This window comes from Polynucleobacter paneuropaeus, assembly GCF_003261235.1.
Lineage (GTDB): Bacteria > Pseudomonadota > Gammaproteobacteria > Burkholderiales > Burkholderiaceae > Polynucleobacter > Polynucleobacter paneuropaeus.
The window spans coordinates 1,088,342-1,103,329 of the sequence record NZ_CP030085.1; the positions used below are offsets into that span (position 1 = coordinate 1,088,342).

The following is a 14,988-nucleotide window of genomic DNA, read 5'->3' on the forward strand; positions in this document are numbered from 1 at the left end:
TCCGAATTGATTTCGGGTTGATTACGCTACTTGTTTGATCTTGCCGGTGGCTGAGATGAGGTAGGCTTTGCTGGGCTTATCTTTCCGAATACGCTCTAGCTCTTTTTGATAATTCTGCAACTGTGCTTGGTATTTGTTGTACTTCTCACTACCTGCTTCTGGAATGCTCAGCTTGTAATCCAAGATGGCAAAGTGATCCTCAAACTCCACTAAGCGGTCCATACGATAGCTCTTACCTTCCTCACTCACAATATCGAGCTCATTCCAGGCCTGCAGCCACTTACCTTCTGTCAGATAAGGTTTAAGTTCATTAGCATTGAGCACGGCTTGGACATGGGCTTGCAGTTTTTGCGCCATGGCTTGATCAGTGCCGAGCCAAGCCATGATCTCTTGATCACTCGGTATCTCGAGTTTTATTTCTGTACCAGTCTGGGTAGTGAGGAACTCGAGGAGTTTATGAAAATGGGTTCCTTCATCGAGTAACTCGGGGTCAGGAGATTCTTCTTTGATCTGCTTTGATTCTTTAAGTGTGCCGCTCTCAATCTGGGCAAGCTTCTCTTGATAACTTTGCTTGGCTTGATCCCAAACGATGTCAAAGTGATCGATCTTAAATGGCATGCTGCCAAGCTCTATTTGATCTTTATCCTGCGCTTGATTCTCTATCTTCTCTTCTTGGTCCAGAGTACTGATATCTAAGGTTTCAATGTCTGCAGCCAGTGCTCGGCCGTACCACGAGCGTTCATTAATACCACCGGTTGTTCTAGACTGCGCACCACTTATCCAAAGACCTTGCTTGGCTCTGGTCATAGCCACATAGAGTAAGTTCCAGTTTTCATTTTGGCTGACTTCATTTTCCTTTTGACGAATGTGTTCGCGCTCACCGGTTAAGGTCTTCTTGGTATAGAGCGATAGATGGCTAGGGGCAGTATGTTCAGGTGACCAGTCCAGCAATACACCACGATGTGGCGCCCTCCACTCCGTATTATTAGCATCGAGCATGATCACAAATGGCGCTTCCAATCCTTTAGCGCCATGAATCGTCATTAAGCGGACTCGTCTGTGGCGTTCTTCTTCACTCATCTCGCTGTCGAGATCCACTTCACCAATATCCTCATCCATTTCTGCTTCAGCTTCAACGTCGCCTTCATCGGGGGTCTCATCATCATCGCCGCGTCGCATTGCATTGATCTCATCAATAAAGCGGCTCAAGCTCGGGTAACGACCACCATCTTGATTTAAGGCCAGCTCTAAGAAAGCATCGAGGTTAGCTAAGACCTGAGCACGTGCGAGATTCTGTGCAGCGACTGCATAGTGAATCCGTAAATTACTCTCTTGATAAATTAGATCCAGTAAGTCATGAACGGGCAGCACTTCTCCAAGGCTACGCCAATGCTCTAAATAGCGGGCTGCTTTCTGGATATTAATATCGTGACTGGCTTGCAATGCATCCCACCATGAGGTGTAGGTATCTTGCATACCCATACTGAGCGACTGCATCTGCGCCTCATTAAAGCTAAAGATGGGGCTACGCAATACTTGCGCTAATGGCAAATCGTGTCGTGGCGAGACTAAGACCGTGAGTAAGGCAATCAAGTCATCAATCTCAAGGGTATTAAGCAGCCCTCCTAAACGGGAACTGTCATAAGCCAAGCTTGCCTCGCGCAGGGCTTGTTCAAACTGCGGTAAATACTGTCTGCGCTTGACCAGGAGAATGAAGTCGCTCCCGCGGGCTGGCCGCCAATACTCTTTACCGTCTTTTTTATCGATGACTTGTCGAGTGGCCATGATGTGATGAATCAACTTAGCGACTTGCTTGCCCTCTTGATAACGCTGTTGCACACCTAGGGTTTGACCAGCATCTTTAATCGGCCTATCTAAAGCGGTACCAATACGCTCGGGCTGTTCTTGTTCAACACGCTCGATGAGGGGTAGTAACTGTGCTTCGCCAGTGCTTGCCGATGGGTGGGTTGCATCATCGGTAGGCGGGGCTTGCCAGAGCGTGGTTTGCTCGCTGAACTGATAAGTCTCTGGTAATGGTCCTGCTAAGAAAAGTTTATTTACCGCATCGTTAATTGCTGGTGCGTTTCTGCGGGTTTTATTTTGCGAGAGCGCCTTGGCATCGAGGTGCGCTTCAAGGAACTGACTTGCGCTAACAAAGAGCCTGGGGTCTGCTCTGCGGAATCGATAAATCGATTGCTTAGGGTCGCCCACGATAAAGACTTTAGGTTTTTCATCGCCCGCGCTATAGCCTGCAAGCCATGATCGCAGAATCTGCCACTGTAATGGATTGGTGTCTTGGAACTCATCCACCAAAATCTGTTTGTACTTAGCGTCTAAGCGCGCTTGTAGATAAGCTGCATTACTAGATTCAGCCATGAGCTTGCTGACACCGATTTCTAAATCATCAAAATCGCGTACCCGCATCGATTCTTTGACTTTCTCTAGATGACTGAGCATGGCTTCACTCATCGCAAACCAAGCGACATTCATCTCATGCATGAGATGTTCATTTTTCCAAGCAAAGAATGTGTCAAAAGCCTCTACCCAATCATTTCGAATACCAGTGATGATTGTGGGATCAATACCATTTTTGCTGTGATAACTCGTCATCGGCGCACTCATCTTCGCGATGTCTGCTAGTGGCGTTTTTTCTTTAGTGATGAAGAGGCTTTGCCATTCATGGGCAATATCCATGATCGATCCACCGGCTTGGTTTAGTTCCATCGCCTTTTCGATCAGAGCCACCTTAGCTTTTTGTGTGGGTGTGCCATTATTAAAGCACTGATAGAGAATTGGGAGATTGGCTTTGGTTTGGGGATCCTTCCAGAACAGCTCGAGGGGATTGGGTTTACCCAAGTGTGACAAGCAAGCCTTGAGATGGTCGACTGGACTCATGCCTTTTGCTCGGCAGGCATCCAGGAAGAAGGTCCATGCGCCGCGTTGCTTAAAGAGACTGTAATTACCCATCAGAAATTTCTGGGTCTCGCTAGCGCCGAATTCATCTAACAAGGTGTCGTAGTGGTCTTTCAGATTCTTGGGTAAATCCCCCCACCAATCCTGCATGCACTCTTCTTGGAGTCGCTTAGCATCTTCCCGCAGACTAAAGCCTGGCTGAATATCAGCAGAAACTGGCGCTGCTTCAAGTAAGCTCCCGAACCATCCGTGGAAGGTATCGATCACAATCGCTTGTGGGCTTGCTAGCACCTTGAGGTAAAGGCCCTTGGCTTGTGGCAAAAGTTTTTTGGCCTCATCCTCTTCCAAGCCCATGCTAGTGAGCTGTTTTGTGAGACCTTTGTCATCCGCTGTAGAAAAGTCTTCTAGCAATTGATAGAGACGGTCGCGCATTTCTTGTGCTGCTTTACGGGTAAAGGTCAGCGCAAGAATTTCTCGTGGCTTGGTACCGGCTAGCAATAAACGGATCATGCGCGCAACTAAGAGCCAAGTCTTACCACTACCTGCACAAGCAGAAACAATCACCGATTGATTCGGATCACAAGCGATTTTATAGTTGAACTCTTCGTTCACCACATCCCCTTTCTGCAAATACCGCGGGCTTCACAGTATTGGCATACGCTGTCGGGTGCAAAGGCTTTCATAGGTTTACGCGCCCACAAGTCTTCAAGGTCTTTGCTGAGTTGTTTGGAGAATTCCTCCATCTTCAGTGGGAGCTCTTCTACCAAATGGTCTCTGACCATCTTCTCTTCTGACTTTTTCAAATCTACCTTAAGCGTGACCCACTCTGCTTGCTCTATCGTTCTTCCAGATAAATGCGCTGCTGGCGCATTTTCATTCACGGCTCGAGCGTAGATCAGAAGCTGAGGATCGTCTAAAACATTTTTGGAGCGATCGATAATCTTTTTAATAGCCTGATTTTTGTAGTCAATGACAGAAGCTGCTGTCTTGTCATGAATATTGATATCGAATCGATCGGCCCGTCCGGCTATTTGAATATCGCGCTCTACTCCATCGGGATCAGTCAAACGGATCGTGAAACCAATCGGTAACTCTGCGTCGTGATACTGCCAGCCCTTTGCTTCGCGTTTGAGTTGCCAATCGACAAAAGTCGGGATTTGTTTTTGCCAATCGCGCAGTGTTCCCAATACTCTGGCATCACCCGCAATCAGGCGCTCGAACTCTTTTTCAGAATATTTGTTTAGCTGGGTTTCCATCCACTGGCGACGGGCATCTATTCCCTGATGAATAGGTGAATGAGTCTTACCCTCTTCTGTTTTAAGAGCTTGGAAGAAGTTTTTCAATAAAGCATGTAAGGTCTGCCCCGCCAAAGAAGCATCAAAACCTTCCTCGAATTCTTTCGCCTTACGTAGGCCTAGTAGGCTGCTGACGTAATAGCGATAGGGGCAATCACGCAAAGCTTTATAAGCGCTTGGTGTCATAGTCACGGGGATCTCTAAATTGGGATCAGGGGTGCTGACTGCCATCTGAATTGGATTCGATTTACCTTCATAGGTTTCGGGACTGACATCAATCGTTGGCCAATCAAGCTGAGCTTGTAAGCGCTGAATCCAGGCTGAAGGTCTGAGCGGTTCGCCACTCTTGCTCTTACTCTGCCAAAGTAAGTCGGTGTTTGGACAAGACACCAAGAGACTAGAGAGATCTCGGGCTTGCTGAATATATTGTGCGTTGATCGTAGAGGATTTGAGATAGCGATTAAGCGTATCCGAGAAAAATAGCGGTGGCTCTGCAAATGCAGGAAGCTGTTGCTCATCACACCCCACCAACACAACAGCATCAAATTGTCTGAGTCGAGTTGAGCTCAGTGGCAGGATACTGAGTGTCGCCAGCGCTTCTTTGCCCGCCTCTTCATACGACGCTTCTTCAATCACGGTTTTGATCAGACTTAGCCACTCTGGCAAAGTCATCTTCACTTCTTGGAATGGGCCATTGCTCAAATTAAATTGTTCGAGCACTTCCAATAATTGCTCTCCTGCTGAGTCTTGCTTGAGACGCTCTACCATTCCGAGGTCTTCAAGATTCTTTTGCAAGTGTTGATAAGCACTCGCGCACTCGAGTTGGGGCTGCTGCCAAAGCAGGTGTCGTTTCTGAATGTATTCAATCAGATCTAATAGTGTTTGATTGGCTGAGCCGCCATGAGTGGTGGCATAGAGATTGGCTCTCTCGATCGCCATTTTGAAAGTTTCCCAACCGGACTTGGCTTGACTAGCAACCAGAATGTCTTCAAGTTGAGCAATTAATCCTTTACAGGCTTCTGGTGCTTGTTTCAGGCTGAGCGCCAAATCAAAATATGGGTTTTGCAAGAACTCCAATAAGGCGCTGGCACTCGGGCCTTCTTTGGGAGCCCGAATCAGCTCTAGCCAGCTATCAAAGGCTGCTGCGGCACGGGTGGTGGATAACTTCCAACCGGTTTCATCTCGAATACGTAGTGCATCACCTAGGCGACCTAGTAAGGCACGGGTTCTTCTCGCTGCTAAGCGATCCTGTGCTACCAATGCAATGTTCTGCTTGCAATCGATTAAATGTTGTTCGATCGATTTGGCTGCTGCCCAGGCTAACTCTTCAAACCGTCTAGCAGCCAAGAGTTGCCACTCATCGTGTCTTTGAGAGTTAAGGTTCTGGGTAATTTGGGACGCGATCATTTCATTAGCGGGTGCAATATTGCCATCTTGATCTTCACCTAATAGCGCTTCAGACCACAGGGCTACTGTCTGCCAATCCTGATCAACCTTTACAACTGGAGCATATTGCGCATAACTGTCGAGATAGCTGGCAATTAGCTCTTGCTCAATGGGCTTGGGATCGGCGGTTTGCACCCAAACCAGCGGTCTAGCTTGCACGCCTGCGTTTGCTTGAATCTTAGCCACTTGCAGATGGGCCGCCATCGCCAGATGTTTTCGTACCACGGGATCATGCACGCTGCTGAGATAACGCCAGAAAGTAAGTAACACTGCAGATTCTTGATCCACCACATTACGCGATAGTCCGACATAGGCTTTAGCAATTGCTTGGTCTAGTACGAGCTCCACTTTTTTGAGCCACTGCTCGGTATCAATGGATTGTCCTTGCACTAATGCATTGAGCTCGTTTTGTAATTGTGGAATCACTGCTTCGGTTAAGGCGTCACATGCATCAATCACTGCTTGCGCTAAGCCCCATGCTCCCGCTTCACTCTCGGCTTTAAACCAGCTTTGCAAAATTTTGTGCTTGCGCAAATTGACGTAGACACTGAGCCAGCGCTCTAGATCCGATGGTTTCTTAGGAAACTTCCATGCGCCTGGTGCTGACTCTAGCCAATCACTCATGCTGATCACTTGTGGCAAGAGTGCAATCTGGGGACTGAGGTTTTTGGGTCGTTGTTGCTCCAGAACTTTTCTGAGCCCGATGAGTGGTCCTGCAGTACTGAGAACGACCAAGGGCCTCTGCTCGGTATTGATAGCGCATTCCCAAATGCCGTTTGCCAGTTGCTCTAATGCCTTGGCATTGGGTTCGATAGCCCAAGTGTTCACTTGTTTTTCAGTATTGAGGGTTGGGAAGGGTTGAGGCATTAGGCTGATGTTTTGGGGCTCGGTTTTGGTCTAAAGCGTTTTTTTGGGCAGAAAGTGTGGCTTATTGCTAATATAAGCGGTGTAGCTCGATTACTAAATAAGTCTAGATAAGGAATTTTCATGAGTGCCGGCATTAAACACGTAACAGACGCTTCTTTTGAACAAGACGTCCTCAAGTCCGATAAACCTGTATTACTCGACTTCTGGGCTGAATGGTGCGGTCCTTGCAAAATGATCGGCCCTATCCTTGAGGAGCTCTCAGGCGAATACGGCGACAAATTACAAATCGCCAAGATGAATGTGGATGAGAACCAAGGTGTTCCAGCCCAATTTAATATCCGCGGCATTCCTACCCTCATTTTGTTTAAAAACGGTACAGTTGCTGCTCAAAAAGTAGGCGCCCTGGCTAAATCCCAGTTATCCGCCTTTATTGACAGCAATATCTAATCATCCCGGGTCACAGGCTCTCTGACTGAGCCTGTGATGTAGGTGTTTTACCCTTTTTGTGTTTTTAGGTCTGTTTTGGTGTAGTATGTCTCGATAGTACAAATCCAGCACTCATCTGTGCTTCGATTTTCTGATTCACCTCCCCCACTTTTCTTGATCTCTTTCTAGTACACATCCCCCAAATTGGTTTTCTGGTAACAAGCTCTTGTCAGATCTCATCTAGACAAAACCCAAGCCAAATCCTTTCCTTTTATCAATACCCCATTTATCCCCCCCGAAGAACGCTATGCAATTAACTGAACTTAAAGTCCTCCACGTATCCGCCCTGCTGGAAATGGCAGCTAGCCTGGAGATTGAAAATACCCAACGGATGCGTAAACAAGAGTTGATGTTTGCCATTCTCAAGAAACGCGCGAAGTCTGGCGAGACTGTCTTTGGTGATGGCACCTTAGAGGTATTGCCTGATGGCTTTGGTTTCTTGCGCTCTCCAGAAGCCTCCTATATGGCTTCTCCAGACGATATCTATATCTCCCCTGCACAGATCCGCCGCTTTAACTTGCACACTGGTGATAGCGTTGAAGGTGAAGTACGTACCCCTAAAGATGGTGAGCGTTACTTTGCTTTAGTGAAGGTCGATAAGATCAATGGCTTAGCGCCAGAGGCTCTGAAGAACCGCATCATGTTCGAAAACCTCACACCACTCCACCCCAACCGTGTGATCTCTTTAGAGCGCGATATCAAAGCAGAAGAAAACCTTACTGGCCGCATCATCGATATGATTTCGCCCATCGGTTATGGACAGCGTGGCCTCTTAGTTGCCTCACCCAAGTCTGGTAAGACGGTGATGATGCAGCACATTGCGCATGCAATCTCTGCTAATAACCCTGATGCGATCTTGATCGTATTGCTCGTTGATGAGCGCCCTGAAGAGGTGACTGAAATGCAGCGCTCCGTGCGCGGTGAAGTTGTGGCCTCTACTTTTGATGAGCCTGCAGTGCGTCACGTTCAAGTTGCTGAGATGGTGATTGAAAAAGCCAAGCGCTTAGTTGAGATGGGCAAAGATGTGATCATCCTGCTCGATTCAATTACCCGTTTAGCGCGCGCTTACAACACCGTCGTACCTTCCTCAGGTAAGGTCCTCTCCGGTGGTGTGGATGCCAATGCATTGCAACGTCCAAAACGTTTCTTTGGTGCCGCTCGTAATATTGAAGAAGGTGGCTCACTCACCATCATCGCAACTGCCCTGATTGAAACTGGCAGCCGTATGGATGACTTGATCTACGAAGAGTTCAAAGGTACTGGCAATATGGAAGTCCACCTTGAGCGTCGTTTGGCTGAGCGCCGAGTTTACCCAGCGATCAATCTCAATAAGTCTGGTACCCGTCGTGAAGAGCTCTTGGTGAAGGCTGAGAACCTTCAAAAGATCTGGGTATTGCGTAAATTGTTGGCCGATATGGACGATATTGAAGCGATGAACTTCATCGTCGATAAGCTCAAATCGACTAAAAACAACGGTGAATTCTTTGATTTAATGCGTCGTGGTGGCTAAAAAGGACTTGTTTTAGCCTTTTTCCACTTTGGAAACAGCGCTTTCTGATTGATTTCATGGCATAATTTTGCCTTTGCTGCTGTCAGAAGCACTTTTAACTTGGGCAAGTATTTGGGTTGTTTAACCGAAACGGCTACCCGCTAATAGGAATTATTATGAAACCAGGCATCCACCCAGAATATCGTGAAATCGTCTTTGTTGACGTTTCCAACAACTTCAGCTTTAAGACTCGCTCCACCATGTCTACAAAAGAGACAATCAAGTGGGAAGATGGCAAGGAATATCCTTTGGCCAAGATCGAGACTTCATCTGAGTCACACCCTTTCTACACTGGTACCCAGAAAATCATGGATACCGCAGGTCGTGTTGAGAAATTCCGTCAGAAGTTTGGTACCAAAGCTGTTGCTAAAGCAACTGGCGATGGCGCTGCTAAGACTGCTGAGAAAAAGGCTGCTGCTGCAGAAGCGAAAGCTGCTGAAAAGCCAGCGAAGAAGCCTGCTGCTAAGAAGGCTTAATTTTTCAGGTACTCAATACTTGCGAGATAATCAAGGCAGCGTTTGCTGCCTTTTTTATTTCTAGTTTGTGTATTTTGCGCACTTGTATTGACTAACGCATGGTTAAACTCACCGCCGCCGCCACCCGCTCCATTCCGCGCATCATTATTTTTGCGTTGACCTTGGTCTATGGTTTTGCAGGACTATTCTTTCGGGATCCCTGGAAGAATGAAGACGCGATTGGTTTTGGTGGTATGTGGACTTTATTTAGGGGCAATACCTTTGATTGGATTGTTCCGCACCTAGCTGGCCGTGAACTTTCTTTAGGCGCACCTTTTCCATATTGGTTAGGCGGCACCCTCATTCGCCTGTTTGGGCCTTGGGTTGGCGCTGCTAATGCAGCCCGTTTGTATTCAGCGATTTGCTTCTTTGCAACTGCAGTAGCGATTTGGTATGCCACTTATCTTTTAGGTCGTCGCCCCGAAGTGCAGCCGATGGCTTTTGCAGTTGGTGGCCAACCCGATCGCAAGAGTTACGGCATGACCTTGGCCGATGGCGCCCTACTCATCTTTTTAGCCTGCATTGGTCTGGCACAAAACGCCCATGAAACTACGCCGATGATGGCGCAGCTGATGGGTATTGGCTTCATACTCTATGGCACCGTACGCGGACTAGATAAGCCCTGGCAAGGTGGCTTGTGGACTGGCCTAGGCTTAATGATTGTGATTTTGTCGAGCAATTTAACGCTTAGCTTGATCATGGTCAGCTCTACTATCATCGCGGTCTTGGCAAGCAATGCCAAGTTACGTTTGCGCTGGACCTTAACTAGTACCGTACTGGGTTTAATTGGATTTGCGATCTGGCCAGCACTTTGGTATGGCTTTAATCTTTCACCAGAGCTGCGCCATGTTGCGGAAGTCGGTTGGCGCAATATGCCAGTCATGCGCTCCTCTATCTCACTTGATTCGATTACGTTCTTGAGTGTGAACTTCTGGGCTTACGCATGGCCAGTGTGGCCTCTTGCCGCAATCTCTCTGGCTCACTGGGGTACGAATAAGTCAGCAGGTGCTTGGCGGGCTCCCCATCTTGCGATTCCACTAAGTTTATTTATTGGCTCATTGATTTATGTCTTATTTAGAGTCGAAGCCAATGAACATGATTTGATGATTCTGATACCGAGTCTAGCGATCATTGGGGCTTTTAGTTTGCCGATTCTCAAGCGCAACTTAATTAGTTTTATTGATTGGTTTGCGATGCTCAGTTTCACTGTAATTGCAATTGCAGTTTGGGTGATTTGGTTTGCCAAGGTCACTGGCTATCCCGAAAGTACTGCCGCTAATCTCGCACGCTTATTACCCGGCTTTCAGGCGCAATTGAATTGGTTGGCTTTCTTTATTGCCCTTGCGATTACAGGTGTGTGGTTAGCCATCGTGCGCTGGAGAACTTCACGCGCCCCCAAAGAAATCTGGCGCTGCCTCATTATTTCTGCATCGGGCACAACTTTGATGTGGGTTTTATTAATGACTCTGTGGTTACCCACCATTAATTACGCCAAAACCTATCGTTATGTGGCTGCACGTTTATCTCAAGTGATTTCTACCAATACGGGATGCGTTAATACCAGCAGTCTAGGTTTATCCCAACTCGCCTCGTTTGATTACTTCACCAAACTCGATTTACGTGATGATCCAAATTGTCCATGGATGCTTACCCATAGCCAGTCTGAAGCTCAGGCTTTTGGCAGCCTCAATGACAAGAAACTGGTCTTGATCTGGGAAGATCGTCGTGCTGCCGACCGAGACGAGCGTCTACGCCTTTACGAAGTTAGCCCTAAATAATCTGTGATTCACTTTAAATTATCGCGTTTACGCGAGGATATCCCCGCCCTACTCAAACTTGCTACCCCAATTTTATTGGGGCAGTTAGCCGTTATTGCCTTTGGCGTCTTAGACACTGCCATGACAGCGCGCTACTCCGCTGCTGACCTGGCTGCATTAGCCATGGCCTCAGCCATTTTTATTAGTCTGTATGTTGGCTTAACTGGTGTTGTTTCTGCCTTGGCTCCTATTGCTGGGCAACTCTTTGGTGCCAAGCGCTTCAGTGAAATTGGCGAGGAGGTAAGGCAAGCAACCTGGCTAGCAGTTGCACTATCGATTGTGGGTTGCCTCGTTTTGACCCATGCTGATGTATTGTTGAGTATCTCGCACATCAGTCCTGAGATTGAAGACAAAGCCCGTCTCTATCTGAGCATACTGGCGCTAGGATTACCAGCTAGCATGGGGATGCGCGTTTTGATGGCTTTGCATAATGCCATCTCCAGACCAACTGTCATTACCGTGATTCAGATTATCGGTTTAGGACTCAAGCTACCACTGAACCTCCTCTTTATCTATGGTGGCTTAGGAATTGCTGCGATGGGTGGCCCAGGCTGCGCAGTAGCTACTGTCATCATCAATTGGTTTTGGGTACTACTGACCTTAAGCTACGTTTTGTTCAATCGTTTTTATCGTCCTTTTGAAATCTTTAGTCGCTTCAGTAAGCCTGACCTTCACCGCATCTGGACCCTGCTTAAATTAGGCGCCCCAATTGGTTTCAGTTACTTAATTGAAGTCACTTCATTTACCTTTATGTCACTATTTATTGCGCGCCTTGGGACTACCGCGCTGGCCGGTCACCAGATCATCGCCAATATGGGCACAGTGATGTATATGGTGCCCCTCTCACTCTCGATTGCTACCATGACTCTAGTCTCACAATCGATTGGCGCCAATCGACAAGAACGTGCCGAAGAAATTGGTTGGTCGTCTGTCTTTTTTACCAGCGCCTTATGCATCACAATTGGTATTGCAGTGTGGAGCTTTAGGCTCGAGTTACTGGATTTATACAATCCACCGCAAGCCGTTAAAGCTTTTTCAATTCCACTCTTTTTATTTATTGCCTTCTACCAAATGTTTGATGCCTTACAAGTCACGGCAGCATTTATTCTTCGTGCTTACCGCATTGCTTTCTGGCCCATGCTCATTTATGCAGGCTCACTATGGGGCGTTGGCTTAGGCGGCGGCTATCTGATGGGCTTTAACATCTTGGGCAATACCCCAAGCTTCTTACAAGGCGCTAATGGTTTTTGGGCAGCCAACAGCATGAGCCTAGGCTTAGCTGCTTGCCTCTTGCTCTACCTCTTTAGAAAAACGGCGGCGCGTTATGAGAAAACGCATCCGCCTATTGAGGTTTAAAGACGCTTACTGAGCTTTATAGCTAGGGACTTGATTGCCTTTGGAATACATGCATTGTTGATAAGCAATGTTGTATTGCTCTTGAGCTTGGTTCTGCTTGCCCGAGGCGTTCATGGCTCCAAGACCAGCACCGCCGAGTAAGCCAACACCTGCACCAGTTCCTACATTGGTATGACTACCGCCACCGATGACCAAACCTGCTGCTGCACCCAAAGCGGCACCAACAGCTGCACTGGTCATGCCCTCTTTGAGAGCAGCATCAGAAGTGTCTTTGACAGCGTTTACAGCGAACTGACGGCACTGCTGATCTTCAGCCTGAAACACCTCAAAAGGTTTGCCTTCACGCGGCATGATCGCAACCGTTGGACCTGTCGGCGCTGAAGTACAAGCGGCCAAAACACTGATCACGGCAAATGACAAAATAATACGTTTCATACGATCGCTTTCTAAGACTATTAAATTAGTAATTGAGGTTTAGTTTGGTTGCGATACTACTTTGCCACTGGGTGGCATTGCAGGTTGAACCTGCCAACCCGTTGCGCAATCCTGCGCGTAAGGAAAATATTTGCCACTGCTTGCGCAGTAATACCAAACTGGGGGTTGAGGCTGAGCAGCCAGAACCATCGGTTGAGTGGGTTGAACGTAAGCCACTGCTGGGGGGCCATAATAGCCGCCATAAGGGTAACCGTAATAAGGTCCGCCATATGCCCAATTACCTCGCCAACCTGGACCCCATCCACCCCAACCGGGACCATAGGCTGCAGGACGATAGCCACTGCCGACCGAGACATTCCAGCCCACATAAGAACCGCCATGAGCAAGGGATAGCGGAGATATAACAAGCAAAGCGATGGATGCGCCTAGCGCGAGAAATGATTGAATCTGTTTCATGATGGACCCCTTATTTTTTGGTCTCTGTATCATTATCTTACTACCCCTGGGCTTTTTAAGCCCTTACCCTATTAACGCCTGAAATCCATTCAAGCTGACAAGAAAAAAGGTCTTTTTGGAATTATTTTGTAGGCCCTTAGGGCTCTAATTTAAGGCCCGCCTTTTGCACCAGTCTTCCCCATTTAACAGATTCAGACTGTATCAATTTTGATAATTCTTGAGGGCTAGCTGGGGCAGGCTCTAAGGCGCTGGCAAGGAGCTTTTGCCTGACTTCAGGTTGATTTAGGGTATTGCGCGTCAGCGTATTGAGTCGCCTGACTAAGGCAGGTGGAAGATTGGCTGGTGCCATGAGGCAGAACCAAGACGTCGCCTCAAAACCCGGTAAACCCTGCTCTGCCAATGTGGGAATATCAGGAGCAGCAGGTGAGCGCTTCAAGGTAGTGACACCCAACGCGACAACATCACCAGACTGAATTAAGGGCAAAGAGGAGGACAAATTATCAAAGAGCAGCGAGATTCTACCGCTAACTAAATCAGGCAAGGATTGCGCTCTACCCTTGTATGGGATATGTCGCATCTGAATACCCGCCATCTCCTGTAAAAGCTCTCCTGACATATGCAGTGAAGTGCCTGCTCCAGAAGACCCATAAGTGAGTTGATTGGGATTGGCTTTAGCGTATTCAATCAGTTGGTGCAAATTACTTATGCCAAGCTGTTTGTTCACTATCAAGACATTGGGCGTGCTGGCCAAAAAACTAATCGGCGTGAAGTCTTTAATAGGATCAAACGCCATCTTCTCGTACAGCGCCCCATTGATCGCATGAATACCCACCGTGCCAATCAGCAAGGTATAGCCATCAGCTTCGCTTTTAGCGACTAACTCGGCACCAATATTGCCACCATAGCCTGGCTTGTTCTCAACCAGTACTGGTACACCCAGAGATTTTTGCCAACTTTGCGCCAGCACTCTTGCCAAGATATCCGGTGCGCCACCTGGAGTGAAGGTGACTATGATGCGAATCGGATTTTTGGGCCAAGTAGCTGCTTGTGCGGGTGCAATTAAAGATGAAACACACAAAAGCACGCAGAGGCTTTTAAGAGCCTTGATTAGGTAATGCATCAGAAAATTAGAAACCGAAGCGGAAACGCAGCAAAGTCCAGCCGTCGTAATTGACAGGATTATCTGCACAAGGACCCAAGCCGCACTCAGCTAAAGTGGAAATGAGATTGGCAAAGACCAGCAGGATAAAAATCACCACAAGGAAATTGCTAAACCAAGAACGGGAGCGCACCTCACCATTGGGCAACATCAGCAAAATGGCCTGCCCTCCAATCAAACCCAGAGATCCAACAAAGGCCCAAGTATAAAAATGCAAGCCTAGAAAGGGACTGCCATAGCCAGGGTCACCTGGTGCAATATGCAAGAAGATTTGCCGTAATGAAATCATCATGCCGACTAAGCCACTAAAAATGGCCCAACCGTAATGAGAGGAATGTGCACCAAAGCGCAGATTAAGAACAATTGCAAAACCCATTAATACAAAACCAATCCTTTGCATCAAGCAAAGTGGGCAAGGCAATTCACCAAAGTAGATCTGGTCTACAAATGCATAAGAAAGAATACCCACAATCGCCAATAGTGAGAGCTGATTGCCTAATAAGGAGAGTGAAGGTAGGTTCGATTTACTCACAGGCTAATATTCAGAGCGTCAGTTGCATGGAAGTGGAACCAGTACATCAGAATTCCGACGGTAATAGCGAGTAGGATTAAGGCCGCAAAACGCTTCTCAAACCAGGCAAGTATCAAGCCTAGAAAAGCTGTCAGAAATGGTAAAAACATGTACATGAATCCA

General features: G+C 47.6%; 12 protein-coding genes. 5 read left to right on the forward strand and 7 right to left on the reverse strand.

Going from position 1 to position 14,988, the window contains the following annotated elements:
• Nucleotides 1–21: 21 nt before the first annotated feature.
• Complete coding sequence (locus Pas1_RS05735) at nt 22–3,525, reverse strand: UvrD-helicase domain-containing protein (RefSeq protein WP_225971589.1); 3,504 nt, start codon at nt 3,523–3,525, stop codon at nt 22–24.
• Complete coding sequence (locus tag Pas1_RS05740; RefSeq protein ID WP_112294738.1) at nt 3,522–6,521, reverse strand: PD-(D/E)XK nuclease family protein; 3,000 nt, start codon at nt 6,519–6,521, stop codon at nt 3,522–3,524. The genes Pas1_RS05735 and Pas1_RS05740 overlap by 4 nt, the downstream gene beginning before the upstream one ends.
• A 120-nt stretch (nt 6,522–6,641) precedes the next feature.
• Here Pas1_RS05740 and trxA point away from each other — a divergent pair, with 120 nt between their 5' ends.
• The 5 genes from trxA (at nt 6,642) to Pas1_RS05765 (ending at nt 12,244) form a co-directional block, all read left to right on the forward strand.
• On the forward strand, nt 6,642–6,968 hold the full coding sequence (trxA, locus tag Pas1_RS05745) for a thioredoxin TrxA (protein WP_112294739.1): 327 nt from the start codon (nt 6,642–6,644) through the stop codon (nt 6,966–6,968).
• Between the two features lie 286 nt (nt 6,969–7,254).
• A complete protein-coding gene (rho, locus tag Pas1_RS05750) occupies nt 7,255–8,517 on the forward strand; it encodes a transcription termination factor Rho (protein ID WP_112294740.1) in 1,263 nt (420 codons plus the stop codon).
• A gap of 155 nt (nt 8,518–8,672) precedes the next feature.
• Entirely contained in the window at nt 8,673–9,032 is a 360-nt protein-coding gene (locus Pas1_RS05755) for a type B 50S ribosomal protein L31 (protein WP_112203726.1), read from the forward strand.
• Between the two features lie 98 nt (nt 9,033–9,130).
• Entirely contained in the window at nt 9,131–10,849 is a 1,719-nt protein-coding gene (locus Pas1_RS05760; RefSeq protein ID WP_112294741.1) for an ArnT family glycosyltransferase, read from the forward strand.
• A gap of 3 nt (nt 10,850–10,852) precedes the next feature.
• Complete coding sequence (locus Pas1_RS05765) at nt 10,853–12,244, forward strand: MATE family efflux transporter (protein ID WP_112294742.1); 1,392 nt, start codon at nt 10,853–10,855, stop codon at nt 12,242–12,244.
• Nucleotides 12,245–12,250: 6 nt separating this feature from the next.
• On the opposite strand, the gene Pas1_RS05770 is transcribed toward Pas1_RS05765, so the two are convergent.
• The 5 genes from Pas1_RS05770 to Pas1_RS09645 all read right to left on the reverse strand — a co-directional run bounded on the left by Pas1_RS05770 (nt 12,251) and on the right by Pas1_RS09645 (nt 14,981).
• Nucleotides 12,251–12,679, reverse strand: a complete 429-nt coding sequence (locus Pas1_RS05770) for a glycine zipper family protein (protein WP_112209105.1) — start codon at nt 12,677–12,679, stop codon at nt 12,251–12,253.
• Between the two features lie 39 nt (nt 12,680–12,718).
• Nucleotides 12,719–13,135, reverse strand: coding sequence for a hypothetical protein (locus Pas1_RS05775; protein WP_112237924.1), 417 nt, complete (start codon nt 13,133–13,135; stop codon nt 12,719–12,721).
• A 136-nt stretch (nt 13,136–13,271) separates the two neighbouring features.
• Nucleotides 13,272–14,219 (reverse strand): Bug family tripartite tricarboxylate transporter substrate binding protein, encoded by a 948-nt coding sequence (locus Pas1_RS05780; protein ID WP_318784730.1) that lies wholly within the window; start codon nt 14,217–14,219, stop codon nt 13,272–13,274.
• A gap of 43 nt (nt 14,220–14,262) precedes the next feature.
• On the reverse strand, nt 14,263–14,826 hold the full coding sequence (locus Pas1_RS05785; RefSeq protein WP_112294744.1) for a disulfide bond formation protein B: 564 nt from the start codon (nt 14,824–14,826) through the stop codon (nt 14,263–14,265).
• The gene (locus Pas1_RS09645) at nt 14,823–14,981 is read right to left on the reverse strand and encodes a DUF5993 family protein (RefSeq protein ID WP_158525183.1); all 159 of its coding nucleotides are present in this window, start codon (nt 14,979–14,981) and stop codon (nt 14,823–14,825) included. Before Pas1_RS09645 ends, Pas1_RS05785 begins: the two co-directional genes overlap by 4 nt.
• Nucleotides 14,982–14,988: the final 7 nt, after the last annotated feature.